The sequence below is a fragment of the Duganella sp. GW821-FHT07F09 genome (assembly GCF_059418705.1).
Map to the genome: position 1 here is coordinate 646,234 of NZ_JBWKQJ010000001.1, position 26,592 is coordinate 672,825.

Annotated in this window: 24 protein-coding genes; 8 read left to right on the forward strand and 16 right to left on the reverse strand. The window is 64.8% G+C overall.

Annotated features, from left to right (window positions below):
* Positions 1 to 3: 3 nt before the first annotated feature.
* From truA to AC07P1_RS03020, 9 genes are all read right to left on the reverse strand, one after another.
* On the reverse strand, positions 4 to 807 hold the full coding sequence (truA, locus tag AC07P1_RS02980) for a tRNA pseudouridine(38-40) synthase TruA (RefSeq protein WP_494694428.1): 804 nt from the start codon (positions 805 to 807) through the stop codon (positions 4 to 6).
* 228 nt (positions 808 to 1,035) lie between these two features.
* Positions 1,036 to 3,861 (reverse strand): motility hub landmark protein FimV, encoded by a 2,826-nt coding sequence (locus AC07P1_RS02985; RefSeq protein ID WP_494694429.1) that lies wholly within the window; start codon positions 3,859 to 3,861, stop codon positions 1,036 to 1,038.
* 211 nt (positions 3,862 to 4,072) lie between these two features.
* Positions 4,073 to 5,200 carry an aspartate-semialdehyde dehydrogenase gene (asd, locus tag AC07P1_RS02990; RefSeq protein WP_494694430.1) on the reverse strand — a complete coding sequence of 376 codons (1,128 nt, stop codon included), beginning with the start codon at positions 5,198 to 5,200 and terminating at the stop codon, positions 4,073 to 4,075.
* Between the two features lie 19 nt (positions 5,201 to 5,219).
* Positions 5,220 to 6,290 carry a 3-isopropylmalate dehydrogenase gene (leuB, locus tag AC07P1_RS02995; RefSeq protein ID WP_494694431.1) on the reverse strand — a complete coding sequence of 357 codons (1,071 nt, stop codon included), beginning with the start codon at positions 6,288 to 6,290 and terminating at the stop codon, positions 5,220 to 5,222.
* A gap of 14 nt (positions 6,291 to 6,304) precedes the next feature.
* Positions 6,305 to 6,952 carry a 3-isopropylmalate dehydratase small subunit gene (gene leuD, locus AC07P1_RS03000; RefSeq protein WP_363505095.1) on the reverse strand — a complete coding sequence of 216 codons (648 nt, stop codon included), beginning with the start codon at positions 6,950 to 6,952 and terminating at the stop codon, positions 6,305 to 6,307.
* 52 nt (positions 6,953 to 7,004) lie between these two features.
* Positions 7,005 to 7,130, reverse strand: coding sequence for an entericidin A/B family lipoprotein (locus AC07P1_RS03005; protein WP_008450980.1), 126 nt, complete (start codon positions 7,128 to 7,130; stop codon positions 7,005 to 7,007).
* Between the two features lie 32 nt (positions 7,131 to 7,162).
* Positions 7,163 to 8,566, reverse strand: coding sequence for a 3-isopropylmalate dehydratase large subunit (gene leuC, locus AC07P1_RS03010; RefSeq protein WP_471707405.1), 1,404 nt, complete (start codon positions 8,564 to 8,566; stop codon positions 7,163 to 7,165).
* A gap of 225 nt (positions 8,567 to 8,791) precedes the next feature.
* Positions 8,792 to 10,687 carry a chemotaxis protein CheA gene (locus AC07P1_RS03015; RefSeq protein WP_494694432.1) on the reverse strand — a complete coding sequence of 632 codons (1,896 nt, stop codon included), beginning with the start codon at positions 10,685 to 10,687 and terminating at the stop codon, positions 8,792 to 8,794.
* The gene (locus AC07P1_RS03020; RefSeq protein WP_494694433.1) at positions 10,687 to 11,523 is read right to left on the reverse strand and encodes a protein phosphatase CheZ; all 837 of its coding nucleotides are present in this window, start codon (positions 11,521 to 11,523) and stop codon (positions 10,687 to 10,689) included. The genes AC07P1_RS03015 and AC07P1_RS03020 overlap by 1 nt, the downstream gene beginning before the upstream one ends.
* 418 nt (positions 11,524 to 11,941) lie before the next feature.
* Here AC07P1_RS03020 and AC07P1_RS03025 point away from each other — a divergent pair, with 418 nt between their 5' ends.
* From AC07P1_RS03025 to AC07P1_RS03050, 6 genes are all read left to right on the forward strand, one after another.
* The gene (locus tag AC07P1_RS03025) at positions 11,942 to 12,409 is read left to right on the forward strand and encodes a universal stress protein (protein ID WP_494694434.1); all 468 of its coding nucleotides are present in this window, start codon (positions 11,942 to 11,944) and stop codon (positions 12,407 to 12,409) included.
* An 88-nt stretch (positions 12,410 to 12,497) separates the two neighbouring features.
* Entirely contained in the window at positions 12,498 to 13,142 is a 645-nt protein-coding gene (locus tag AC07P1_RS03030; protein WP_090314830.1) for a response regulator, read from the forward strand.
* Between the two features lie 297 nt (positions 13,143 to 13,439).
* Complete coding sequence (locus AC07P1_RS03035; RefSeq protein ID WP_494694789.1) at positions 13,440 to 14,234, forward strand: Crp/Fnr family transcriptional regulator; 795 nt, start codon at positions 13,440 to 13,442, stop codon at positions 14,232 to 14,234.
* Between the two features lie 179 nt (positions 14,235 to 14,413).
* Entirely contained in the window at positions 14,414 to 14,611 is a 198-nt protein-coding gene (hemP, locus tag AC07P1_RS03040; RefSeq protein WP_494694435.1) for a hemin uptake protein HemP, read from the forward strand.
* A gap of 96 nt (positions 14,612 to 14,707) precedes the next feature.
* Positions 14,708 to 15,046: a hypothetical protein gene (locus AC07P1_RS03045; RefSeq protein ID WP_494694436.1), complete on the forward strand. Its 339-nt coding sequence runs from the start codon at positions 14,708 to 14,710 to the stop codon at positions 15,044 to 15,046.
* Positions 15,047 to 15,058: 12 nt separating this feature from the next.
* Positions 15,059 to 16,375 carry a DUF2325 domain-containing protein gene (locus AC07P1_RS03050; RefSeq protein WP_494694437.1) on the forward strand — a complete coding sequence of 439 codons (1,317 nt, stop codon included), beginning with the start codon at positions 15,059 to 15,061 and terminating at the stop codon, positions 16,373 to 16,375.
* 95 nt (positions 16,376 to 16,470) lie between these two features.
* Here the strand turns inward: AC07P1_RS03050 and AC07P1_RS03055 are convergent, their stop codons facing one another.
* Positions 16,471 to 19,239 carry a TonB-dependent receptor gene (locus AC07P1_RS03055; protein ID WP_494694438.1) on the reverse strand — a complete coding sequence of 923 codons (2,769 nt, stop codon included), beginning with the start codon at positions 19,237 to 19,239 and terminating at the stop codon, positions 16,471 to 16,473.
* 594 nt (positions 19,240 to 19,833) lie between these two features.
* Here AC07P1_RS03055 and AC07P1_RS03060 point away from each other — a divergent pair.
* On the forward strand, positions 19,834 to 20,730 hold the full coding sequence (locus AC07P1_RS03060) for a hypothetical protein (protein ID WP_494694439.1): 897 nt from the start codon (positions 19,834 to 19,836) through the stop codon (positions 20,728 to 20,730).
* A gap of 76 nt (positions 20,731 to 20,806) precedes the next feature.
* Here AC07P1_RS03060 and AC07P1_RS03065 read toward each other — a convergent pair whose 3' ends face one another.
* The 5 genes from AC07P1_RS03065 to AC07P1_RS03085 are packed head-to-tail and all read right to left on the reverse strand — an operon-like array spanning position 20,807 to position 25,278.
* The gene (locus AC07P1_RS03065) at positions 20,807 to 22,168 is read right to left on the reverse strand and encodes a sulfite reductase subunit alpha (RefSeq protein WP_494694440.1); all 1,362 of its coding nucleotides are present in this window, start codon (positions 22,166 to 22,168) and stop codon (positions 20,807 to 20,809) included.
* Positions 22,169 to 22,173: 5 nt separating this feature from the next.
* Positions 22,174 to 23,211, reverse strand: coding sequence for an FAD:protein FMN transferase (locus tag AC07P1_RS03070; RefSeq protein WP_494694441.1), 1,038 nt, complete (start codon positions 23,209 to 23,211; stop codon positions 22,174 to 22,176).
* A 40-nt stretch (positions 23,212 to 23,251) separates the two neighbouring features.
* Positions 23,252 to 24,076, reverse strand: coding sequence for a DUF4198 domain-containing protein (locus AC07P1_RS03075; RefSeq protein WP_494694442.1), 825 nt, complete (start codon positions 24,074 to 24,076; stop codon positions 23,252 to 23,254).
* Between the two features lie 13 nt (positions 24,077 to 24,089).
* On the reverse strand, positions 24,090 to 24,605 hold the full coding sequence (locus AC07P1_RS03080) for a DUF2271 domain-containing protein (RefSeq protein ID WP_363499459.1): 516 nt from the start codon (positions 24,603 to 24,605) through the stop codon (positions 24,090 to 24,092).
* A 34-nt stretch (positions 24,606 to 24,639) separates the two neighbouring features.
* Positions 24,640 to 25,278 (reverse strand): PepSY-associated TM helix domain-containing protein, encoded by a 639-nt coding sequence (locus tag AC07P1_RS03085; RefSeq protein ID WP_494694443.1) that lies wholly within the window; start codon positions 25,276 to 25,278, stop codon positions 24,640 to 24,642.
* 222 nt (positions 25,279 to 25,500) lie between these two features.
* Here AC07P1_RS03085 and AC07P1_RS03090 point away from each other — a divergent pair, with 222 nt between their 5' ends.
* Positions 25,501 to 25,998: a pyridoxamine 5'-phosphate oxidase family protein gene (locus tag AC07P1_RS03090; protein ID WP_494694444.1), complete on the forward strand. Its 498-nt coding sequence runs from the start codon at positions 25,501 to 25,503 to the stop codon at positions 25,996 to 25,998.
* Between the two features lie 125 nt (positions 25,999 to 26,123).
* Here AC07P1_RS03090 and AC07P1_RS03095 read toward each other — a convergent pair whose 3' ends face one another.
* Positions 26,124 to 26,546: a KGG domain-containing protein gene (locus AC07P1_RS03095; protein ID WP_494694445.1), complete on the reverse strand. Its 423-nt coding sequence runs from the start codon at positions 26,544 to 26,546 to the stop codon at positions 26,124 to 26,126.
* Positions 26,547 to 26,592 lie beyond the last annotated feature (46 nt).

Below are 26,592 nucleotides of genomic sequence, written 5' to 3' on the forward strand. Positions count from 1 at the left end.
TTTTTAGAACCAAGGTAAGGCGCTGGTCGTCTCCAGCGGCAATTCCCATTTGGGGTCGTAGTCGATTTTAGCCAGGTACAGTCCGTCCGGCATGAAAGTGGGCGCGGCGGCGTGGCGGTCCTTGGTTTCCAACAGCTGGCCCAGCCATTCCGGCTTTTCGCGCCCGGTGCCGATGTAGACCAACGAGCCGACCAGGTTGCGCACCATGTGGTGCAGGAAGGCGTTGGCGGTGATGGTGAACACCACCAGCTCGCCGACGCGCTTGATCTGGATGTCGTGCATCAGCTTGACCGGCGACTTCGCCTGGCATTGCGCGGCGCGGAAGGCGGTGAAGTCGTGCCAGCCGATCAGCGGCTGCACGGCTTGTTGCATCAGTTCGACGTCGAGCGGGCGGAAGCAGAAACCGGCGCGGCCTTCCAGCAACGGCGAGCGGGTCGGGTTGTTATACAGCACGTAGTGGTAGGTGCGGGCACGGGCGCTGAAGCGGGCGTGGAAGAAGTCGTCGACCGTCGGGTCGCCCGGCAGTTGTTTGGCCCAGCGCACGGCGATCGACGGCGGCAGGAAGGCGTTGACCCCGCGCACCCAGGAATGGGCGTCGCGGGTCAGGTCGGTGTCGAAGTGGACCACTTGTTCGAGCGCGTGCACGCCGGTGTCGGTGCGGCCGGCGCAGGTGGTGGCCAGGCGCACCGTGGCGAATTTTTCCAGCGCCTGTTCCAGCTTGTCCTGGACCGTGTGGCCGTCTTCCTGCTTCTGGTAGCCGTGCCAGGCGGTGCCGTCGTACTGGACGCCGATTGCTATCCGTTTCAATTGCTGCCCGAGGTGATGTTTGAGGCTGGCATTATATCGTAGGGACGGACGTGGGCTTCGGCGGGGCCATCGGCGGAGCGTGGCGGATTACGCTGCGCTAATCCGCCCTACGTGCCTCCGCGTTCATTTGGGCGCCGCGTCCCATGTTTTTCAGCGGCGGCGGCGTCGTGGGATCACGTAGGGCGGATTAGGCGGAACGCCGTAATCCGCCACGCCGTAACAGCCCGCCTACCCCAGCTGCGCTTTCATGGCGTTGGCTTTGGCGATCTGGTCGTCGCTGCCGCCGCGCAGCACTTCGTCCAGCAGCTCGCGCGCGCCTTCCTTGTCGCCGATTTCCTGGTAGGCGATGGCCAGGTCGAGCTTGGTGTCCATCTCCATGTGGTGCGCCGACATGGTGTCGTCGCGCGCCGGGGTCGCCGCCGGTTCCGCCGGCTCCGCCCCCGCCGCCGTGCCGGTGAATTCATTGTCCAGATCGAGGTTGATGTCCGACAGGTCGAACTCGCGCGCGGGCGCCGGGGCGGCCGTGATCGATTCGGCGTCTTCCGGCAACTCCAGCGGCTCGTCGAAGTCCATGGCCTTCGGATCGACCTTCGGCGGCTCGGTCAGGGCAGGCACCTCCGGAATGTCGAAGCCCATGATGTCCATGTCCAGCGGATCGGTGCTGGCCGCCGGCACGCGCTCCGCCGGCTTGGAGGTCTCGGCCGTGTCTTCCGGCAGATCCAGGCTGAAGTCCATGCTCGGGTCGTCGGCCGGCGCGGGCGCGGCCGCCGGTATGGACGCGGCGGGCGCATCGAAGGCCAGATCGAACGGATCGTCGGCCGGTTCCTCGCGGGCCGGCGCCGGCATCTCGATCGGCGCCTTGGCGCTGGCGACCGGTTCGAAGCTCATGTCGCCCAAATCGAAGTCCATCAGGTTGTCCGATTGCGCGGCCACCGACGCCGGCGACACCGACGCGTCGGCCGGTTGCGGCAGCGCCGTTTCCATGTCGTTCAGATCGCTGCCGAAGTCCATCGCGCCGTCGGCCTTGGCAGACGCCGCATCCAGGCCCAGATCCAGATCGAGGCCGCTTGGCGCGGCGACCGGCGGTTCGGCGCCGAAATCGTCGCCGGTGCCAAAATCATTGGACGAGTACGCCGAAGCGGCCGCGGCGGCGGCCACCGCGCCCGCCGCGACCGGCACGGCGGCGGCCGACATGGCCGCGCCGCCGGCGTCGGGCGCCGCCGAGTACAGCGGATTGGTCGGATCGATCGACTGGCCCATGGCGGACGCTTGCGCCCACTCGTCGCCCTGGCCGCGCGTCATCGAATACAGTTCGGACGCCTGGCTTTCGAAGGCGCGCGCGTCCTTGCGGGTGGCGTAGATTTCCAGCAGCTTCAGGCGCACGGGATGGCGCTCGGGATGCGTGCGCAGCGCTTCCTTGAGGATGTCCTCGGCCTGCGCGTCGCGGCCGTAGGCGATGTAGACGTCGGCCTCGGCCACCGGATCGACCTCGTTGGTGTCGAGCTGGCTGGCCGATGGCGCGAAGTTGGAGTTGAATACGCTGTTGTTGGTGTCGACGTTCTGGGCGCCAGCCTCGGTGATGAACGGCTGTATCGGGGTGGTCGGATCGGGCGGCATGACGATCTCGCCCGGCACCACGACGAATTTCTTGCTCTTGCGGCGGCGCGCGAGGATGATGCCGTAGACCAGTGCCAGCAAGGCGGCGACGCCCAGGCCGACCAGCTGGATGTTCTCCATCATCACTTCGTACCAGCTCGGTTCGACCGGCTTCCTCGGCGGCACGGCCAAGGTGCGCTTCGGCTTGGGCGGGGTTTGCTCGGCGACCGGGGCCGGCGTCGGCGCGGCGGCCGGCGGAGTAGCCGGGGCTGCAGCCACGGGCGGCTTTTCGGCGATCGTCTTGTTCTTTACCGCCATCAGCTTTTCAAGGTCGTTGACGTTCTTTTCCAGTTCCTTGACGCGGGCGGCCGCTTCATCCACCTGCTTTTGCTTGGCGATGTTCTCTTCGGCGGCCACGCCCGTCTTGCCCGCGACCGGCGCGGCGGCGGTCGATTTGGACAAGGTCAGCTTGTCCTTGGCCTCGTTGACGGCGTTCGGTTTTTCCTCGACCTTGGCGGTGATCTTGCCCTTGACGTTTTGCGTCGTCTCCGCTTCCTTGGCCGGCGTGCTGTTGGCGACCTGGCCGGCCAGCTTGGCGCGGTAGGCGTTGAAATCGACCGCGTGCGCGACCACCACGCCGCGCGCCTCGCCGTCGGGCACGATGGAGCGCACGGCGCCCGAATCGGGCACCTTCAGGATCTGGCCCGACTTCAGGCGGTTCATGTTATTGCCGGAAAACGCCTCCGGATTGGCGCGGTACAGCGCCACCAGCATCATGTCCAGCGAAATGTCGCCCGGCTTGACCTGGTTGGCAATGCGGCTCAGGTTGTCGCCTTTTTTCACGACGTATTGCTCGGTCGACTTTTTGGGGGGCTGCGGCCTGGCCGCCGCAGGGGCGGCCGGTGCCGGATTTGCGCTCGTGCTTGCGGCCGGCGCGGAGGCGACCGGGGCGTTCGGCGCCGTCGCGGCCGGGGCATTGGCCTGGCGGCTCAGATCGACCGGCGCGGCCACTTGCGGCGAATTGGCCGAGCGCATGTCCGGCGGGTCGAGCAGGAAGGTATATTCGCGCACCATGCGGCCGCCATTCCACTTCAGTTCCAGCAGCATGTCGACGAAGGGTTCGTTGACCGGCTGGGTGGACGAGACGCGGATCAGTTGACGGCCGTTGCGTTGTTCCACTTCGAAGCGCAGCGACGTCAGCGCCGGATTGAAATCGATGTTGGCGGTACGGAAGGCGTCGGCGGAGGCCAACTGGGCAACCAGGCCGTTGGCCTCCTCGGGGGTGACGGCGGTCAGTTCGATCTCCGCCCGCAACGGCTGGCCCAGCGAGGACAGGACGGTCAGCTTGCCGAGTCCGGCGGCGTTCGCGGCGGCGGACAACAACACCGCACCGGCGACCGCGCTGGTGAGTGTTTTCAACGCGAACGAAACGATGCTGGTGCGATTGGTGAAGGGCATAGTGGGCGGCAGTAGGTTATCAGAGGGAAAATGTTACTTTCCCGGATATATCAACATATCACCATGCACATGAGCATGCAAGCTTTGCACGCCGTTTCTCAAGTGATACATGAGGAGTTGTCAGCTCTGTGCCTAATTTAAACCAAAAAAGGGGTTTTCCCTATGAGAGCACATAGAGAAAACCCCTTCTGCTACCACGATGGCGTGGCGCTTATTTATCCAGCACGATGCGCAGCATGCGGCGCAGCGGTTCGGCCGCGCCCCACAGCAGCTGGTCGCCGACGGTGAAGGCCGACAGGTAATCGTCGCCCATGCTCATCTTGCGCAGGCGGCCGACCGGAATCGTCAAGCTGCCGGTGGCGGCGGCCGGCGACAGGTCCTTGACCGACGCTTCGCGCGTGTTCGGCACCACCTTGACCCACTGGTTGTTGGACGCGATGATGTCGTGGATCTCGTCGATCGGCACGTCCTTCTTCAGCTTGATGGTCAACGCCTGCGAGTGGCTGCGCATGGCGCCGATGCGCACGCACAGGCCGTCCACAGGGATGGCTTTCGAGCCGAAGTCCGCGCCCAGGCCGAGGATCTTGTTGGTCTCGGCGCCGCCCTTCCACTCTTCCTTCGACTGGCCGTTGCCCAGGTCCTTGTCGATCCAGGGGATCAGGTTGCCGGCCAGCGGCGCGCCGAACTGCTTGGTCTCTTCAGGGGACAGGCCGTGTTGCGTCGCCAGCACCTGGCGGTCGATCTCCAGGATCGCCGAAGCCGGATTGTCCAGCAGCGCCTTGACCGACGAATTGATCGTGCCGAACTGGGTCAGCAGCTCGCGCATGTGCTGCGCGCCGCCGCCCGAGGCCGCCTGGTAAGTCATCGACGTCATCCACTCGACCAGGTTGTGCTGGAACAGGCCACCCAGGCCCATCAGCATGCACGATACGGTGCAATTGCCGCCGATGTAGTTCTTCACGCCCTTGCCCAGCGCGTCCTTGATGACGTGCAGGTTGACCGGATCCAGCACGATGACGGCGTCTTTTTCCATGCGCAGCGTCGACGCGGCGTCGATCCAGTAGCCGTTCCAGCCGGCCGCGCGCAATTTCGGGAACACCTCGGTGGTGTAGTCGCCGCCCTGGCACGAGATGATGATCTCGCACTTTTTCAGTTCGTCGATGTCGGTCGCGCTTTTCAGTTTGGTTTCATTCTTCGCCATCTTCGGGGCGTCGCCGCCCGGGTTCGACGTCGTGAAGAACACCGGTTCGATGTGGGCGAAATCGCCCTCTTCCTGCATGCGCTGCATCAGGACCGAACCGACCATGCCGCGCCAACCTACCAAGCCTACGAGTTTCATTTTTTATCCTTTGAATAGTTTAAGCCAGAGCCTTGACGACCGCGTTGCCCATCTCCTCGGTGCCCACCTTGGTGGTGCCCGGTTCGAAGATGTCGGCGGTGCGCAAGCCCTGCGCCAGCACGGACTTGACGGCGGTCTCGATGCGGTCGGCCTGCTCGTTCTTGTTGAAGGTGTAGCGCAGCATCATCGCGGCCGACAGGATCGTCGCCAGCGGATTGGCGATGCCCTTGCCGGCGATGTCAGGCGCCGAACCGTGCGACGGCTCGTACAGGCCCTTGTTGTTGGCGTCGAGCGAGGCCGACGGCAGCATGCCGATCGAACCGGTCAGCATCGCCGCGCAATCGCTCAGGATGTCGCCGAACATGTTGCCGGTGACGATGACGTCGAACTTCTTCGGCGCGCGCACCAGTTGCATGGCGGCGTTGTCGACATACATGTGGTCGAGCGCGACGTCCGGATATTCCTTATGGACGTCGGTGACGATGTCCTTCCAGAACTGGAACGTTTCCAGCACGTTGGCCTTGTCGACGCTGGTCAGGCGCTTGCCGCGCTTTTGCGCGGCCTGGAACGCCACGTGGGCGATGCGGCGGATCTCGCCTTCGGCGTAGCGCATCGTGTCGTAGCCTTCGCGCTGGCCCTTGAACGGACCGTCCGGGCACTCGCGTACGCCGCGCGGCTGGCCGAAATAAATATCGCCGGTCAGTTCGCGCACGATCAGGATGTCCAGGCCCGAAACGACTTCAGGCTTCAGGGTCGAAGCGCCGGCCAGTTCCGGATACAAAATCGCCGGACGCAGGTTGCCGAACAGGCCCAGGTTCTTGCGCAGGCCGAGGATGGCCTGCTCCGGACGCAGCGCGCGTTCCAAGGTGTCGTACTGGTAGTCGCCGACGGCGCCGAACAGCACCGCGTCGGAGGCCTTGGCCAGCGCCAGGGTGCCTTCCGGCAGCGGGTGGCCGTGGGCCGCGTAGCCGGCGCCGCCGACGGGGGCGGTCTCCAGCTCGAACGATTCGCCCAGCACATTGAGGACCTTGACGGCTTGGGCGACGATTTCCGGGCCGATACCGTCGCCCGGGAGGATTGCGATTTTCATGTGAGTTTTCGAGATTAGATGACGTTAGCCAACCAGGGTTGGTTTGCCAGATGGCGCTCTTCGAATTCGCGGATGGTGTCGGCGTGGCGCAGGGTCAGGCCGATATCGTCGAGTCCGTTCATCAGGCAGTATTTGCGGAAGGCGTCGATCTCGAAGGGATAGGAGACGCTGCCATTGCTGGTGGAAATGCGCTGCTGCTCAAGGTCGACCACCAGACGGTAACCGGGGAAGGCCTTGACTTCGTTGAACAGATGATCGATCTGCGCTTCAGGAATCACGATGGGCAGCAAGCCGCTCTTGTAGCAGTTGTTGAAGAAAATGTCGGCGAACGACGGCGCGATGATGGCGCGGAAGCCGTACTGGTCGAGCGCCCACGGCGCGTGCTCGCGCGAGGAGCCGCAGCCGAAGTTCTTGCGGGTCAGCAGGATCGAGGCGCCCTGGTAGCGCGGCTCGTTGAGCACGAAGTCCGGGTTGAGCGGGCGTTTGCTGTTGTCCATGCCGGGCTCGCCGTGGTCGAGGTAGCGCCACTCGTCGAACAGGTTGGGGCCGAAGCCGGTGCGATGGATGGACTTCAGGAATTGCTTCGGAATGATGGCGTCGGTGTCGACGTTGGCGCGGTCGAGCGGGGCCACCAGGCCTTCGTATATCGTAAATTTATCCATGATCTCGTTCGGGTTGTGCGACGGCGGACCGTCGCGGCCCGCCGTACTGCGGTTATTTTTTGGTCGAAGCGCCTTCCAGCGACTCACCGACTTTTTTCACGTCCTTGCCGAAGCCGTTGACTGTGTTGCAGCCGGTCAGGATCAGCGCGATGATGGACAGGGCGAATAGTTTTTTCATGTTGGTGTACTCGTGGTATCAATCAAAAAAATTCAGCGCAGCGTGCGCACGTCGACGAAGTGGCCGGCGATACCGGCGGCGGCGGCCATCGCGGGCGACACCAGATGGGTGCGTCCGCCCTGTCCTTGGCGTCCTTCGAAATTACGGTTGGAGGTCGAGGCGCAGCGCTCGCCCGGTTCCAGGCGGTCGGCGTTCATCGCCAGGCACATCGAGCAGCCCGGCTCGCGCCATTCGAAGCCGGCGTCCTTGAAGATGCGGTCGAGGCCTTCGCGCTCGGCCTGGTCCTTGACCAGCCCGGAACCCGGCACCACCATCGCTAGCTTGACGTTGGAGGCGCGCTGCTTGCCGCGCACCACGGCGGCGGCCGCGCGCAAGTCCTCGATGCGCGAGTTGGTGCACGAGCCGATGAAGACCTTGTCGATGCGGATGTCCTCGATGGCCGTGTTCGGCTTGAGGTTCATATAGACCAGCGCCTTTTCCATCGCGTCGCGCTTGACGCTGTCCTTTTCCTGGTCCGGGTCCGGCACGCGGCCGTCGATCGACGTCACCATTTCCGGCGACGTGCCCCAGGTGACCTGCGGCTTGATCTCGGCGGCGTCGAGCGTGACAACCAGGTCGAATTTGGCGCCGGCGTCCGAGTGCAGGGTGCGCCAGTAGTCGACCGCGCGGTCCCAGTGCGGGCCGACAGGCGAGAACGGACGGCCCTTGACGTAGTTGATGGTGGTGTCGTCGACGCCGATGATGCCGGCGCGCGCGCCCGCCTCGATCGCCATGTTACAGACGGTCATGCGCCCTTCCATCGACAGCGCGCGGATGGTCGAGCCGCCGAACTCGATACAGTAGCCGGTGCCGCCGGCCGTGCCGATCTTGCCGATGATGGCCAGCACGACGTCCTTGGCGGTCACGCCCACCGGCAGCGGGCCGTCGACCTGCACCAGCATCGCCTTGGATTTTTTTTGCAGCAGGGTTTGGGTGGCCAGCACGTGCTCGACCTCGGAGGTGCCGATGCCGTGCGCCAGCGCGCCGAAGGCGCCGTGGGTCGACGTGTGCGAGTCGCCGCAGACGACCGTCATGCCCGGCAGAGTGGCACCCTGCTCCGGCCCGATCACGTGGACGATGCCCTGGCGCTTGTCGTTCATGTTGAAATAGGTCATGCCGTAGGATTTGGCATTGTTGTCCAAGGTTTCGACCTGCAGGCGCGAGACCGGGTCGGCGATGCCGTCGGCGCGCGAGGTGGTCGGCACGTTGTGGTCGGCCACGGCCAGGTTGGCCGACAGGCGCCACGGCTGGCGGTTGGCGGCGCGCAGGCCGTCGAAGGCCTGCGGACTGGTCACTTCGTGCACCAGGTGGCGGTCGATATAGAGGATGGTGGTGCCGTCTTCCTCGGCCTTGACCACGTGCGATTCCCAGAGTTTGTCGTAAAGCGTCTTCATCATGATGTGTGCTGACTGCGGCTGCCTGTGTGAGTGATCCACTTCGATTATGCCATATTGTGCAATGCGATAGCGACCGCCGCCATCGGGCCTCGTGAGCCGATGCGGTTCCGCCTACCGATACACGTTTTATGACTCCTTTAAAAATTCGGTGTTGCAAATAAAACTAAGAGCGAAAAAAAAGCCTGCGTGGACGCAGGCTTTTGTGTTGTTGGCTTAATCTTTCGACTAGGCCGCCATGCGTACACTTCCCCTGCATCCGTCCATCAGGAACGATAGGCCCACCACTAGCACCAGTTCGCCCTCGGCCGAGCGCGCGGTGCCGGTGATGCCCTCGACGGTAATCGCGGTCATCGGCTTGATGACCAGGTCGGCGGTGCCGTCGACCGCTTCCACCGCCAGAATATACGGCTGTGGCGCGGCGACAACAATACCGACCTTCTCGCGGCAGCTCTCGTAGCCGAGCGAATCGGCCAGCGAGCGCACCGGCAGCGGACGGCCCTGGTCCTTGAGGACCGGGGCGCCGCCCACTTCCATGAACACGTCCGGCAACTCGACCACGCGCTGCACCACGGCCATCGGCAGCGCCAGCGCGGCGCCCGAGGTCGACACCAGCATGGTCGGCACGATCGACAGCTCGATCGGCAGGCGGATGGCGAACTTGGTGCCCTTGCCCAGCGCCGATTCGATGTGGATGGCGCCGCGGTTCTTCTCCACGGCGGTCTTCACCACGTCCATGCCGACGCCGCGGCCGGACACGCTCGAGGCCACTTCCTTGGTCGAGAAGCCCGGCAGGAACACCAGCTGGAAGCACTCGTCGTTGGTCAAATTGGCCGACTCGCTGATCAACCCCTTCTGCTGGGCCTTGGTGCGCAACACCACCGGGTCCATGCCCTTGCCGTCATCCTGCAGCACGATCATCACGCTGTTGGCTTCCTGCCACGCCTTGAGCGAGATGAACGACTTGGCCGGCTTGCCCGCCGCCAGGCGGTCTTCCGGCGACTCGACGCCATGGTCCAGCGAGTTGCGCAGCATGTGCACCAGCGGATCGTACAGGCTGTCGACGACCACGCGGTCGACCTCGGTCTCGGCGCCCTCGATGGTCAGCTCGACGTCCTTGCCCAGGTCCTTGGCCAGCTCGCGCACCAGGCGCGGGAATTTCTGGAACAGGCGCCCGACCGGTTGCATGCGCGTCGCCAGCGTGGCGCGCTGCAGTTCGGTCGAATACCGCGACGCCCGCTCCAGCGTTTCCGCCAGCGTGGCCATCAGGGTCTGGGCCTGGCCCTCGAATTTGAATTGCAGCAGGCGCTCGAGCAGCACGGCGGCCTGGTTGGCGGCCTGCACCGATTCGCCCGCCACTTCCAGCAAGGCATCCAGTTTAACAGCATCGACGCGGATCGACTCTTCTTTGGCCGGGGCCGCATGCGGACGCTCTTCGCGTTTCTCGGGCGCGTCGCGCTTGGCCGGGGCGGCCACGGCGGTGCCGGCGGCGGGCGCTGCGGCGGCCGTGGCCGGCGCTGCCGCCGCGACTGCGGCGGGCGCCGGGGCGGCGGCGACCGGTGCGGCCGAGACGGCCGGACGGGTGTAGCTGCCGGCCGGCATCACGGTTTCATACATGCCTTCCCAGTCGAGGCCGTCCTCGGACGTGATCGACACGGCGGCGGCCACCGGGGCGGCGGCGGGCGCGGCCACGGGGGCGGGCGCCGGCGCGGCGGCCGGGGCCGGCGCGGAGGCGCCGGTCTTGCCCTCGATGGCGTCGGTCAGGATCACTTCCAGGTCGTGCGGCATCGGCGCCAGGCTGTGCGGCTCGGCCCCGTTGTTCAGTTCGGCGAGCTGGTCGGCCACGAAGCCGGACGCCTGCAGCGCCGCCTCGATCGCGATCGGCGTGACCGGCGCGGCGCCGGTGCGCAACGCGTCGAACAGGTTTTCGGTCAAGTGGCAGGCCGCGACCATCGCCGGCAGGCCCATGAAACCGGCGCCGCCCTTGATGGTATGGAAGGAACGGAACACCGCGTTCAGTGTCTCTTTGTTATCGGGGTCGCGTTCAAGCCGCAGCAAGTGCTCTTCAACGTTGACCGCCAGATCCATCGCCTCGACGACGAAATCCTTCAGCATATCGTCCATTAGAATCCCAGATCAGCAAGCAGGTCGTCGACATTGTCCTGGTTCAGCGCTACGGCCGGAGCCGAAGGGCCGGACATCAGGGACACTTCTTTTTGCGCGATTTTCTCGCGTACCGCCGGCGGCGCGTTGTCGCGCAGCAGTTCTGCCAGTTCGTGCTCCACCGTCTTGGTGATGTTCACGACCTTCTTGATCAGTTGACCGGTGATGTCCTGGAAGTCCTGGGCCATCATGATTTCCAGCAAACGGGCTTTTTCGGCCTCGGTGGCGGCCGACACGGCCACCGCGAAGGCTTGCGAATCGCCGGCGAGCTGCTTGAACTGGTCCAGGCTGAGCTTGCCCGCGAACAGGTCGGCCCAGCGGTTTTCCATTTCCTTCGATTTCTTCGACAAGGTGTCCTGCTCGGGCATGCCCTCGTCGAGCGTGTTGAGCACCTTGTTGGCGGCCTGCTCGGTCAAGGTGGCGACGTATTCGAGGCGGTCCTGGGCGTCGTTGATCTGCGACGAGGCCTCGGTCAGCGCCTTGTCGTAGCCCAGTTCGCGCAGCGAATCGTGCAGCAGGCGCACGATGCCGCCGAGGCGCTCGAACATCGGCTTGTCGCCGCCCTCCTCGGCCTCGCCACCTTCGGCGGGCGCGGCCGCGGGAGCCGGCGCGGCCGCGGCGGGCGCCGGGGCCGGGGCAGCGGCGGCGGCGGACGACGACACCTCGTCGAACAGGCTTTCGAGGTCGTCTTCTGCGGCGGCTGGTGCGGGGGCAGGCGCTGGAGCGGGCGCTGCGGTCTTGCTCTGAGCGGACACTTCTTCAAATAATGCGTCGAAATCATCAGCGGCGTTGGTCATAATCCCTGCTTCTCCATAATTTGTAAAATTGCTGCCCTCAACCCTGCGTATTGATGACGCTCGGCAATAAAAAGCACTTATGCGAGTGTAGCAGGGCAACATGGAATTATTCAATCCCGGCGTCGGTCGGTTGCCCTGTTCTCCGTCCCAAGGCCATGTTTCGTTGTATTTGGAGATACTATCATCGGATACATTGCCAAAGGGAGCATAAAAGACACAAACGCAGTGCATGTGTAGTGCTTGTGTGCAAAAAAGCCGCCCAGCAACTGTGAACAACTGTTAAAGCGGCCGGCGGCGGTCACAACAAACCGCTTTTATTTGCGATTTTATTTGATCAACATCAAGTCTTTCCTTACTAACAATACTGTAAATCGCGACTACAATGAGAACTAGGTAGCGTCGAACAAGGAGGCTCGCCATGTACCGCAAAATCCTGATCACCACCGACGGCTCGGCCGTGTCGAGCAAGACCGCCTGCGCCGGCGTGGCGCTGGCCGAACAGCTCGGCGCCGAAGTGCTGGCCCTGTTCGTCGCGCCCGAGTACCAGTACCCGATCTACGTGGAAATCATCCCGCCCAGCTATCCGAGCGAGGACGAATATCGTGCCGCCATGCTGCGCGCCGGCAAGGAGCATACGAAGGACGTGGTGGCCTCCTGCGCGCGCCGCAACGTCCCGTGCGAGGCGCTGACGACGTTTTCCGAGAGCGCGGCGCTCAAAATCGTCGACGTGGCGGAAAACAACGCCTGCGACCTGATCTTCATGGGTTCGCACGGGCGCAGCGGCTGGGGCCAGCTGCTGCTGGGCAGCGTGACCAACAAGGTCTTGTCGCACTCGCGCATCCCGGTGCTGGTGCACCGCCTGATCAAAGAGCCGGACCACAAATAACATGCGGCCGATGCGCTTCTGTAGTAAGATCGCAAGGTTAATTCAAACATAACAGTATTTACTTTAGGTCACTTGAGATAGCTTCTTTATGATTCGAATAGTCATCGCGGACGACCACACCATCATGCGTGAGGGGCTCAAGCGCATCCTCGACGGCGCCCCCGACATCGACATCGTGGGCGAGGCGATCGACGGCTTCGAAGTGCTCGGCCACGTGCGCCAGGGCGGCTTCGACCTGCTGCTGCTGGACCTGTCGATGCCCGGGCGCAGCGGCGTCGACCTGATCCGCCAGATCAAGGCCGAGGCGCCCAAGCTGGCCATCCTGATCCTCACCATGCACGAGGAGGAACAGTACGCCGTGCGCGCCATCCGCGCCGGCGCCCAGGGCTATCTGACCAAGGAGAGCGCCGGCACCCAGCTGGTGGGCGCGATCCGCAAGGTCGCCTCCGGCCGCCCCTACATCAGCACCGAGGTGGCCGAGCAATTGGCGCTCAACATCATGATGCCCAACGAATCGCTGTTGCATAAACAGCTGTCGGACCGGGAATTCGAGGTGTTTTCTTTATTGGTCGCCGGAAAATCCATCACCGAGATCGCCAACAGCCTTCACCTTAGCGTCAAAACCGTGAGCACCCATAAAACCCGCATCATGCAGAAAATGGGCATGAACTCGCTCTCGGAAATGGTTCAATATGCCGTGGCGCATCGTTTGTTGTCCCCATTCAAAACCTGACAGGCGAACGGATCAGTAGGAGTCCTCCTACATCCGTGCGCTGACGCCTACTCCCATATTCAGCCATTGCTGATATCTATCTCCTCCCTCTGTTGGCATACTGAAACCACACGATTGATGCTGCAAGGCTACATGCAAAGCAGCGAGATGCCGTACGGCACAGTTGCTGTACAAAATGTCAAGCAATCAACCGCCCCGGCCTAACGAACAGAGTTACCTGATCAGGAGATCAACATGCTGTCAACGCAAACGTCTGAAATTCGCCCAGTCACCACCACGACGATGCAATCCTCGTCGATGGAAGCAGGCCGCCAGCGTCAGGGGCGGCTCTGGTCGAACCTGAAGGAGGTCTGCGACCTGCTGCACATTCCCGCAGCCGTCTCGGTCTCGACCGAGGAACTGCTGTTCCAGCACGTGCAGTTCAAGACCGGCCAGCGCATCCACACGATCGGCCAGCCGTTCGACACCTTGTACATCGTCAACTCGGGCTTCCTCAAGACCGTGCTGATCGACGAGTTCGGCAACGAACAGGTGCTCAGCTTCCCGATGAAGGGCGACATGCTCGGGGTCGACGGCATCCACACCCGCCACTACTCGTCGGAGGCGGTGGCGCTGTCGGACTGCGACCTGATCCTGCTGCCGTTCAAGAAGCTCACCGCCCTCGGCCGCGTGCACCTGGAGCTGGAAAACATGATGTACGGCGTCATGAGCCGCGAGCTGGTGCGCGAGCAGGCCATGATCGGCATGCTCGGCGCGCTCAGCGCCGAGGCGCGCGTGGCGCGCTTCCTGGTGTCGCTGGCGGACCGCTTCGCGCAGATGGGCTATTCGAGCAAGCTGTTCAACCTGCGCATGACCCGCCACGAGATCGGCAGTTACCTGGGCCTGACCCTGGAGACGGTCAGCCGCACCCTGTCGGCCTTCAATGAAATCGGCCTCATCAGCGTCGACCAGCGCACCATCGGCATCAAGGATCCGGAGGCGCTCAAGACCTTGCGGCGCCTGCCGCCGTCGCGCACCCGCGCCAAACAACTGGCCGCGGCCAAGAGCAAGGCGGGCGAGGTCACGCCCGGCCAGCTGCTCGCCGCGCTGTAGGCCCACCGGGCAATCACCCAGCCTTGGGCCCGGCCTCCCCGCCGGGCTTTTTTTTCCGTGCCGCGCGCGCCGCCGCAAACACCCCACCACTTTCATTTCAAATAAGGCTTGCATTCCGTCCCACCTTCCACAATAATGAATGCAAATACGAATCATTCTTATTTAAAGGAGAAACGACGATGACCACCACCCTGACCCTGCCCGTGTCGCAACCAGCCCGCCCCTCCCCCGCCCTGGTGTCTGCGGCGGTCTCGCCCGTCAAGCGCATCAGCAGCGCCGGCCTGATGGAGGGCGGCCGCGAACTCGAGATCGAACACGCGGGCCGCGTCTACCGCCTGCGCGTCACCCAGCTCAACAAGCTGATCCTGACCGCCTGATTCCCTAAATTCCGCTTGCCCGGGCGCCGCCGCGCCCACTCCCCGAGTCGCCAGCCACACGCCAGCCACACTCCCAATTCGACCCAGGAGCGTTTGATGGCCATAGACCGTAGCAATCCGATTTTTCTCGCCCCGCCACAGGGATCGGGTGGACACAATCCCGAACTGATGCTGTCCGCCGTGCTGCATCTGATGTCGCACTACACGGCCGGCGGCGACGCGGCCGGCGGCTGCGTCAAACTGGCCTCGGTGATCGAACGCCACCTGAAGGCGCTGGCCAGCCTGCCGGATCTGGCGCCGGTGCTCAGCGCCACCTGCCAGCAGCTGTCCGAACAGTGGGCCACGGTGGTCGAACGCAATATGCACGAGCAGGAGAAGACCAACTTCCTCAGCCGCATCATGGCGCGCGCCCGCAGCACGCCGGCCACCGCCTGAGGAGACGACCAGATGTGCGAAAAACACGATCCGCTGGCGGCCATCGTCGCCGCCGCCATGCCACGGCTCGGTACTGCCAACCCCGCCAATCCGGCGCCGGTCCAAGCCCACCCTGGCGCCGACCAGGCCGGCATGCGCCAAGTCGTCAAGCCGGTCATCAGCAACGTCGCGGGCATCCTCGCCGGCGAGCCGGAGGCGCAGACCTCGCGCCGCCGCCGTCTGTGGGAGCTGGGCCACGCCTGCCATTGCCCGCTGGTCGGCGTCGGCTTCCCGCTGGGCGTGCTGCGCAAGCTGGTCGATAAAGTTACCAGCGGCAAGGTCGTCGCCGATGATTACGAGGTGCACGTCGGCGCGGTCACCGAATGCGCCAACCGCAACCGCCTGTCCGAGGCGCTGCAAAAGGAACTGGAACGGCGCTACGCGGCCGTGCTGCTGCGCTTCCGAGCCGCCAAGACGACCGAGCAGGTCGGCGAGCTGTGGCGCACCGCCGTGGCCAACGGCGACGTCGCCGGCGCTTTCTGGGCCGGCCTGACGCACCCGCGCTGCAGCAGCGAGCTCGAGGAGCAAATGTGCCGCGACCTGCACATGGTGCAGCACCAGGCCGGCGCCTGCGTGCGCGCCGACATCGGCAAGTTCAACGCCACCCTGGCCGAGAACGCGCGTCTGACGCACGACCTGGGCAAGGCCCAGCAGCGCGCCGCCGCCCTGCTGGCCGACAAGAGCGCCGACGCCGAGCGCCACGCGACGCAATTGATGCAGCTGCGCGCGCAACTGGTGGGCAAGGACAGCATGATCGACTCGCTGCGCACCGAGCTCGAACAGTTGAAGGAATCGATCCCGGGCCTGGAGACGCGCGCCAAGCTGGCCGAGCGGCTGGCCCAGATGGACGAGCGCGAGCGCGCGCTGCGCCAGCAGATCGCCGAACTCAAGACCGAGGCGCTGCGCGCCGTCGAGCCGCCGGCGCCGATCCAGGAGGAAACGCGACAGGTGGTCGAGCACGTCATGAAGATGCCGCTGCGCCTCAGCGACCGGGCCGTGCTGTGCGTGGGCGGACGCTCCGGCAACGTCGCCACCTACCGCGAGCTGATCGAGCAACAGGGCGCCCAGTTCGCCCACCACGACGGCGGCCTGGAGGACAACGCCAACCGCCTCGACGCCAGCCTGGCGGCGGCCGACCTGGTGATCTGCCAGACCGGCTGCATCAGCCACAGCGCCTACTGGCGGGTCAAGGACTATTGCAAGCGCACGGGCACGCGCTGCGTGTTCATCGACAACCCCAGCATCTCGAGCCTGGCGCGCGGGCTGGAGCAGGCCGGCGCCGAGCCATAACGCCTCCGCCATAAAAAAAGCCCCACCCGCGCTGAGCCCGGTCTTGACCGGGTTCAGGCTGGTGGGGCTTTTCGCTTACCCTGCGCGCAGTGCGCTTAGAAGGTGTAGTTGCCGGTCATGTAGAACGTGCGGCCCATCGGATCGGCGTAGCGTGCGTCGTAGCCGATCTGGTGGCCGGACGAGGCGCGCAGCGACAGCGGTGGATTGCGGTCGGCGATGTTTTTCACGCCGGCGCGCAGACTGAACTGCTTGGTCGCCTGCCACTTGCCCTGCCAGTCGAACGTCAGGTACGAAGGAACTTCGATACGGAACGTTTCGTTCTTGTTCGTGCCCAGGTTGTACGAGGTCGCCGACGCGTCGGTGTAACCGTTGCGGTAGTTGGCGATCAGCGAGTTCGAGAACGCGCCGGTGTCGAGCGTGGTGGCCAGGCGGATCACGTGGCGGAACGCGACCTGGTCATCGATACCGAAGAAGTTCATGCTGTTGACCCAGTCGTTGCTCGTGCCCGGACGGGTGTAGTCCGACTTGAGCAGGTAGGTGCCGTTCAAGGTGGTGCTCAGGTTGCCGAAACCGAAGCGGTGACGGTAGGTCGTTTCCCAGTCGATACCCTGGTTGTGGGTCTGGCCTATGTTGACCGACAGCGTCTTCTTGGCCCACAAGGTCTGGCCGCTGCCTGGTTCCACGAAGGTGGTGAACAGGTCGCGGAACTGGACCGGATCGGCGAAGATCTGCGCCTCCGACACCGCCGAGACGGCGTCGCGGATCTTCACGTCCCACAGGTCGGCCTGGACGTAGAACGAGTTGGTCGGCTCGAAACGGAAGCCCACGGTGAACTGCTTCGACTTCTCGGGCTTGAGCTTCTCGTTGCCGCCGGAGATGACGTTGTACTGGCTCTTGCCAACGCGGCAGTAGGCCGAGTTTTCCGCCGCCAGGTTGGCCGGGCATTCCCATGGCGAGGCGGTGAAGCCGGCCGCCACCAGTGGCTGGCCGATATCGAGCATCGACGGCGCCTTGAAGCCGGTGCCGTACGAGCCGCGCATCAGGAACGACTGGGTCGGCTGCCAACGGGCCGACACCTTGTAGGTGCTGGCCGATTCCTTGTTGCCCATTTCGCGGTTGGCGATGTGGTTCTTGACCGCTTCGATGGTGTCGTAACGCGCGCCGGCGGTTACTTCGACGGTCTTGATGACCGGGATGATCATCTCGGCGAAGGCGCCGTAGTTGTCACGTTCCATGTCGTAGGCCGGCGAAGCGCTGAAGCCGTAGATGTCCGACGAGGTCGCGTTCGGGGTTTGCTTGTAGTGGGTGTTGCGGAAGTCGCCGCCCAGGCCGATGCTGGCCGCGCCGGCCGGCAGCTGGAACAGCTCGCGCGAACCGCGGAAGTCGATGCCCTTGAGCGTGGTCGACGCTTCGCGGATAGAACCCTTGAACACCGAATTGGCGATCAATTGCTTGGTGGCGGCGCTCTGCTCGCCGGCGGCCAGGAACGGGTTGAACTGGTTGTTGGCCAGCATGCTGCGGAACTCGGCGTTCTTCACATAGCCGCCCTGATAGCGCTCGTCGATCGAGTTCTCCGACCAGGTCAGGCCGGCGCCGACGCTCCAGGCGCCGATCTCGCCCTCGGTGCCCAGCACCAGGTGCTTCGCTTCGGTGATGGTCTGGCTGTCGCGGGTGCCCCAGTCGTAGGTACGGTAGCTGGCGGTGGCGCTCGTCAAGTTGGCGTCTTGCGCGGCGGTCAGGTACGGACGCACGTAGTTGTTGTACAGCTGCGAGCCTTTGGCCAGCGCGATCGACGCGGTGTTCGGCGCGATGCGGGCGGTCAGGTCCATGCGCGAGTACGCGGCCTCGGCGAACACTTCGAAGCTCTCGCCGACTTTGGCGGTGCCCTTGGCGAACACGGTGTCGCGCCGGCTTGCCGGGACGATTTCGACGGTCGATGCCGAATCGAAGCCGCAGTTCTGCACGGTGGCCGTGTTGTTCTTCTGCGGCTGGTTCATCGGGCCGCATTGGCCGTTGATGTTGCGGTACGGATTGAAGCCGATCGACGAGGTCGAGGTTGGCGTGCGGCCGTCGCGGTAGGTCGCGGCGACGTTGCCCGGCACTGCCGAGGTGCTCGAACGGTCGTGGATATAGTTCTGGCCGTTCCAGCTGAATGGCAGGAACGAGCTGTTGGCGAAGTCGCGGTCGGTCGCTTTGACGCGGCTGTTCTCGTCGTGGCGGGCCGACAGCAGGACGTTGTAGCGGTTCGTGTCCAGGTCGCCGAAACCGTAGGTGGCGCTGAAGTTGCTCGACTGGCCGGCGCGGCTCTGGCCGGGCTGGCTGGCGGTCGCTTCGATGCTGCCGCCTTGCAGGTTTTTCTTCAGGATGAAGTTGATCACGCCGGCGATGGCGTCCGAACCGTACAGGGCCGAGGCGCCGTCGGTCAGGATCTCGACCCGTTCCACCGCGCTCATCGGAATGGCGTTCAGGTTGATCGCCGAGCCCGAGCCTTGCGGGGCAATGCGGCGGCCGTTCAGCAACACCAGGGTGTAGCTTTCGCCGATGTTGTGGATCGACGCGGACACCCGGCCACCGGAGTTGGTGCCGGCCGCGATGGCGGCGACGGTGAAACCTTGCATCGACGGCAGGGCCTGGATCAGCTCGGCAACCGAGGTGGCGCCGGTCTTGGCGATCTGTTCCGAGCTCAGGCGCTGCACCGGCAGGGCGCCTTCGACGTTGATACGCTTGATGGCCGAACCGGTGATTTCCACTTTCTGGATCGCCTGCTCTTGTGCCGACGCCTGGCCTGCGAACATGGTGGTCCCGGCCAGGACTGCGAGTGCCAGGCGCACGGATCGGGCGCCGACTTTCTCTTGCAAAATCATTCACTACTCCCTGTAATGTGGTTGTATAAACTACATGAGCAAGGTGAATGCGTGCGCTTCGCGCTATGGCGGCCGAGACAGGCCTGGCGCGGATTCGGCCGCTGGGGGCCGCAACGCAGGACGGAAAAGGATCAGGCTAAGCGACGAGTGCGTAGGAACGGTCCTTGCTCATCAGGCGGGAATTATGTAACGGCTTTGTCACAAAATGGGGATGTTTCAGGGCAATTTTAAGAAACAATAAGACAAAGCAACGAGAAATGTGGATTATTTAGAAGTGAAGGATTCCGAATAAACTTTATTTTGAAAAACCATGCTTCCACCATACGCAAGCGTGGCGTTTTTACCACATCGATATATATAACTCATCGTCGAATATCACGATTTCAGTGCATAGACGCCGCGCCGATAACGCTTTTCGGTCACCAATGTATCAACTTGTATGCGGCCCCTGCTGCTGCCAGGAATGGTATGCGGCCCCGGCGGTCGGATTGTGCGCGGTCAAAGGGCGTCGGGTTCACCCGCCTACCATGACTTGAGCGGGCCGGACGGCGCCCGCTGCGGGATTACGATCCCGCACTTTCCAAGGAGATGATCATGGCTACCATATTCAAACCCGGCGACGAAGAATTGCAACAACTAGTCAGCGCACGACGCGAGGAGGTGCTGCGACTGCAGCAATCCGAAGCGCTGCACCTTCAGGACATCGAAAAAAGGGGCGCGGACCGCGTCAACGCCATACGTGACGGCTTGCCGGCGGAATTCGTCGCGTTCATGGACAAGCAGGGCAAGGCGGACGATGACGCCAGTGGCGAGGCCAGCCGCGAAGTGGAGGACATCAAGAACAGATTGATCGCCACGGCCATCTCCGCCGAGGAGGAAACCGCCGCGCACCCGGGCCTGGCCGGCGGCCAGTTGGTCGCGCCCAGCGCGCTGGGCTGGTTCACCCCGTACTATGGCGTGTTGCACTGGTCGGACGGCACGGTGGTCTGGGAAGGCTACAATCCGGGCAACATCGACTTGTGGGTCTACGCCCAGGGCGCCGGCTCCGGCCTGGGCGGCACCGGCGCCGCTTCCAGAACGCTGATCATGGACTGGTGGTTCACTTACATACCAACCACCAGCGGCCTTTACAACCATTCGATCTCGGTGCCCTATCACGGCTTCTACATCGTCCGGGCCTTCGACGATTTCTTCACCTCCAAGGAGGCGCATGCGCGGATCGACTTGTCGGCTGCGGGCTACCAATATGGCTACAAGCCCACGAGCAGCGTCAACCTGCTCAACGTGCGTGGCCAGAACATCAACGTCAACAGTCGCTTCGACGGCTGGCGCACGATGTACTACGCGGACCTGCTGGCCGCCGACCGGGCGTACCTGAGGGTGTCGTCCTCCTTCTACGTGTATGCCCGCGGTAGCGCCTCGTACGCGCAGCTCAACTTCAACGACGGCCCCGCCAACTACATCGGCGTCCCATGGGTGTACGTCTACTAAGGCACGCAACGGGGCTCGCGGCGGGCCCCGTTTTCATCCACCGCCGGCCGGCACTCGCCGTCGCCGCATTCCGCCGCTAGTACACATCGCGCTGATAACGCTTTTCGTCGGCCAAGCTGTCCAGTTGCACATTCCCCAGTATCGCCTCGAGCGCCTGATGGACGCCGGCCGCCATGCCCTGCAGGCTGCCGCAGACATAGATCGCGGCGCCGTCGGCCACCCAGGCCCGCAACTTGTCGGCGCGGGCCGGCAGCAGGTCCTGCACATAGCGCGCCGCCCCGCCGTCGCGCGACCAGGCCAGGTCCAGGTCGAGCCGCCCCGCCAGGCGCATCGCCTCCAGCTCGTCCCGGTAATGGAAGTCGTGGGCGCTGTTACGTTCGCCGAACAGCAGCCAGTTGCGCCCCTGCCCGGCCAGCGCGCGCGCCTTGAGGTGGCCGCGCAGGCCGGCGATGCCGCTGCCGTTGCCGATCAGGATCAACGGCCGCCCCGCGTTGTCCTCCAGCCGGAAGCGGCGGTGCTGGCGCAGCCGCAGCCGCACCGTCCGGCCCGGCTGGACCTGGCGCGTCAGCCAGCCGGAGGCCACGCCGTGGCTGCCGTCGTCGTGGCGGTGCAGGCGCACCAGCAAGTGCACCCTGCCGTCGGCGGGGATCGAGGCGATCGAGTATTCGCGCGGACGCGATGGCTCGGCCGGCGCGGCGATCTGCACCAGGTCGCCCGACTGCCAGTCCGGCGACACGCCGCCCGGCGGCGTCAGCTCCAGGTGGTAGACCGGCGCCCCGGCGCTGCCCGGGTTGAGCGCCACGCGCGCGCTCAACTCCCAGTCCTCGAAGTCCGGCGCGCTCCAGTCCGGCGCGTCGCTGGTGCCGGCCAGGTGGCTCAATTGCTGGCGCCATTGCGCGATGGCGGCGTCGGCGCTGCGGTCGACCTCGATGCGCGGGAACAGGCTCTGCGCGCCGCGCGCGGCCAGCCAGGCGTCCAGCGCCCGGCCGAAGCCGCAGAATTGGGCGTAGGCGCTGTCGCCCAGCGCCAGCACCGCGTAGTGCAGCCGCGCCAGCGGCAATTCGGTGGTCATCAGGCGGCCGGCGAAGGCGGCGGCGGCATCGGGCGCGTCGCCTTCGCCGTAGGTGCTGACCAAAAACAGGATGCGCTCGGCGCGGCGCAGGTCGTCGGCGTCCAGTTCGGACAGCTCGCTCAATTGGGCCGCGATGCCGGCCAGCCGCAAGGTCGCCAGGGTTTGCTGCGCCAGCGCCTCGGCGTTGCCGGTCTGGCTGGCATAGGCGACGATCCAGCCGGGGGAAGCGGCCGCCTCGGCCTTGGCGCGCCGCGCCGCCTGGCGCTTGCGCCGGTGGCGCAGGTACGGCATCAGGCACACCAGGCCATAGCTGGCGCCCAGGCCTGCCACCAGCAGCAATCGGGTAGGGTCGTCGGTCCAGATCATTCAGCTTATTCGTTTAACATGGCGCGTAAATGGGAACTCATGTGTTCGGTGAAGCCGCCATCGGCGTCGCGGGCGACCAAGCGCGCCGCCAGCCCGTGGCGTTCGGCCAGCGCCAGGCCCTGTTCGGCGCCCAGCACCGTCAGCGCGGTCGACCAGGCGTCGGCCGCCATGCACTGGCCGTGCACCACGGTGACCGAGGCCAGGTCGTTGGCGATCGGCATGCCGCTGCGCGGATCGATTGTGTGCGAGTAACGTCGGCCGTCGAGCTCGAAGTAGCGGCGGTAGTCGCCCGAGGTGGCCACCGCCAGGCCGTGCAGCGCCAGCACCAGCGACGCGGGCGCCTCCAGGCCGGAGGCATCCCCCGCCTCCTCCAGCGCCACCCACCACGGCTGGCCGTCCGGTTTGACGCCGGCGCCGCGCAATTCGCCGCCGACCTCGACCAGATAATGCCCGATGCCCTGGGTTTTCAGATAGTAGGCCAGCCGGTCGACGCTGTAGCCCTTGGCCACGGCCGACAAATCGAGCTGCACGCCGCCCGGCTGCAGGGCCTTGCGCCCTTCGCGCTCCAGCCGCACGCCGGCGGCGGCCAACTGGGTGCACGCGACGGCGATCTCGTCGGGTGAAGGGGGAATGAATCCAGGCTGGTCGAAGCGTCCGTAAGGCCCGAAGCCCCACAGGTTGACCAGGGTGCCGGCGCACGGATCGTAGGCGCCGCCGGAATCGCGCGCCACATCCATCGCGAACGACAGCACATCAAAAAAGGCCGGCGGCAAGGCCCGCCAGCTGCCGGCCCCGGCGCGGTTGAAGCGGCCGAGGTCGGAATCGGGTTCCCAGTGGCTCATTTCGGCCACGATGGCATCGAGCTGCTGTTGCAGCCCGTGCTGGAGATGGTCGAGCGCAAGGGCGGCGGGCGAGCCTTCCGGCGCGGCCACCAGCCGCACCGACCAGCTGGTGCCCATGCTGCGGCCGGCGAAATCGCGTATGGCGCCGCCCGCCGGCGCCGGGTCGTCGGAAATATGATGAGGCAGGAGAACCCGGCGCATGCGGACCTTGTCGACGTGGACGTGGGAGTAGCGGGCCGGATTACTCCGGCAGGATTTCCACCGTCGCCGCGTAGGTGGCGCGGCGCGGCGCCATCTGCGGTGGCTGGCCCTGCACCTGCGGCGCGGCCGCCGGCCAGCTGCTGCTGACCATGTACATGCCGGCCGCCGGCAGGGTGAACGTCAGCTCGCCCTTGGCGTCGGTGTTCTGGCGGATCTCGCCCAGGGTGCCGCGATAGCGCACACCGCCCGGGATCAGGCTCACGCCCTGGTTGGCCGCCGGCTTGCCGTCGAGCAGGAAACGCCAGGTCGCCTTCTCGCCGGCGCGCAGGTCGTTCGGATGGGTGACGGGTACCATCTCCAGGCCCACGCCGGTGGCCTTGAAGACCGCCATGTCCGGGTCGCCGGTGGTGACGAAGGTCTCCAGGCGGCTGTCGGTGCGGGTGAGCTTGACCTCGGTCGCATCGGCCGGCACGTCCTTGGCCAGGGTTTCCTCGGTGCCACGGAAGCGCTTCATCTCGCCGGCCGCGTTCTTGTAGCTGCCGAACACGTTCTTCGACACCAGCTCGATCTTATAGGTGCCCGGCTTGGGCAGCTTGAGGTCGAAGCTGTTGCGCATCTTGCCATTGGCGACGTTCTGCTTTTCCAGCTTGGCGCCGTCCGGGCCGGTGATGACGACGGTGTCGATCTTCAGCGGCTGGTGGTCGACATCGAACAGGCCTTCCGAGATGGCGGCGTCGATCGTGACCCAGGCTTCCTTGCCCTCGACCAGGGTCGATGTCGGCAGCAGCCACGGCTTGTGGGCGTGCGCGCTCAGCGCCATGCCGGCCAGCGCCAGCGCGACCAGTGATTTATTCAGTGTAGACATGTCCCCTGCTTTCTTATGGTTTCAGTTGTACAACCACGGCGCCCAGCTCTTCCTTGCCCTGGCCGGTGAGATTTTGCGCCGACTTCGGCGGCCACTGCAGCGGCACCTTGACCACCTCGCGTCCGCCCGCCTCGCGCGCCGCTTCCACCAGCAGGGTGTAATTACCCGCCGGCAGCTTGTCGAGCGCCGCCTTGGCGCCCGGGAAGGTCAACGATACTTCGCCCGGCGCCTTGGTCGCGCCGCTGACGCCGTCCATCGGCATGGCGACGTCGCGCCCGGTCTTGCGCCACCACTGGCGCATGTCCTTGAGCCACTTGGTGCCGGCGTTGTCCTTCTTCTTGGTGTCATACAGCACGGCCAGGTTGGTCACCACTTTCTGGTCGGCGTTCTCCAGCCACGCGGCGATGTAGGGACGGTGGTATTCGGCAACGTTCAATTGCGGCACGTCGAGTTTGAGGGCCAGATCGGCGCCCATGGCCGAGGCGCTGGCCAGCGGCAGGCTCAGTGCGATGGAATAACGTAATTTCATGGAGTACCCGTGCGAGGTGAAAGGGGTTGGAAAATTAGTGTATGAACAGCAAGGCGATGACAAACGGAATCAAGATACCCAGGCCGACCATCGGCCAGGTGAACGGCCGGTTGGCGGCGTGGAACTTCAGGATCAGCAAGCCGGTGATGCAAAACACCAGGCAGGCGCCGGCGAAGATGTCGATGAACCAGTTCCACGCGGCGCCCGTGTTGCGGCCCTTGTGGACGTCGTTGAGCCAGGAGATCCAGCCGCGGTCGGTCTTTTCGAATTCGGCCGCGCCGTCCTCCAGCGCGATGCGCACCCAGGCGTCGCCGCCGGCCTTGGGCATCGGCAGGTAGACCTCGTCGGCGGCCCATTCGGCGGCGCGGCCGCCGGCCTGCACCTTCCAGGTGTCGCTCAACCATTGTTCGGCCGCCGCCGGCAGCGGCTCCTTGGCGCCGTCGTGGTCGGCGGCGTAGGCGCGCAACTGCGCCGTCAGCGCCGCCGGCACGGTGGCCTGCTGGCGCACGATCGTCGGCTTGGCCTCGATCTGCGAGGCGTGGTTCAGGGTGATGCCGGTAATGCTGAACAAAAACATGCCGAGCAGGCATAGAGCCGAGCTGATCCAGTGCCACTGGTGCAGGTTCTTCAGCCATACCGCGCGGCTGGCATTGCTGGCTTGTGGAGCGCTCACTTCATGTCCTTAACTCATGTCCTCGGTGAAATAGTTGCCTTTGAGCAGGCACAAACACAAATGATAATTATTATCATTTACGTTGTCAACCTGTCCAATGTAACGCCTGTGTAAAGTTAGTTGGTTAAACTGCATTCACGCTAGCGTGAGAGCGCGTACAGACCGTGGCCCCGGCGACACGTATGCTGGGCCGAAATCATCCTTTTGTCATGGAGGCGCATCATGCCGCTGTATTCGCAAGACCAGATCAACACCATCTCCGCCAAGATCAAGGATGTGCGTTTCGGCATGTTCACCACCTTCGACGCGGAACACGTGCTCACCAGCCGGCCGCTGACCACCCAGCAGCTCGACAACGAGGGCAACCTGTGGTTCTTCGCCTCGGACGAGGCCGCCTTCATGCTCGACCTGCCGCAACATCCAGGCGTCAATATCAGCTACTCCGACCCGGAGCGCAACCTTTACCTGTCCATTTCCGGACGCGCCTACGTGCTCAAGGACCGCGCCAAGGCGCGCGAACTGTGGAGCGCGGCGGCCCGCAGCTGGTTCCCCGAGGGCGTCGACGATCCGCACCTGAGCCTGATCCGCGTGCGCATCGAGTCGGCCGAGTACTGGGACGCCGGTTCGACCAAGATGAAGCAGCTGGTGCGGATCGCCCGGGCCGCCATCACCGGCCGCGCGCCGGTGGCCATGGGCCGCCACACCACCATCTGCCTGTGATCCCACCCGCCTATGCGGGTGCCGCGGCGGGCGCGCAAAAAAAAGAGACCCGCGGGCGTATCGTCCGCAGGTCTTAAAACGGCCGGGCCCAGAGGAGAAGGCGCGAGCCGCACATCAAAGGTTGATCAGGATTTGGAACCGGCGCTCCCCGGGGAACCGGAACGGCTGCCACCACGGCCCGCCTTGCCGACGCCGCTTCCGCCCCGCTCGTCATCCTCCTCACGCGCACTGCCCTTGTTGCCGCCCCCCGAACCGCCGCGCGAGGCGCCTGTACTGCTTTGGCTGTTGGTATCGTTTTTGTGGCTCATCGCGCCGGCGCGGCGCGCTTCTTCCGAAGTGAATTCGTGGGCCGTGCCTTTTTCATGCGCCGCGCGGCCGCCTTCGGCCGCTATCTGCCGCTGCTGCTCCGGGTCCATCGACGCGAAGCCGCGCTTTTTAGGTTCGCTCTGCTCGTTGCCGGGTTTGTCGCCCTGCTTGCTGCCTCGACTGCCGCCGCTATTTCCACCGCTATTTCCACCGCTATTTCCACTTCTCTCGCTAGTAGCCATGATCGTCTCCTTGGATGAATCGCATCATCCCTGCTTGCTTCACAGG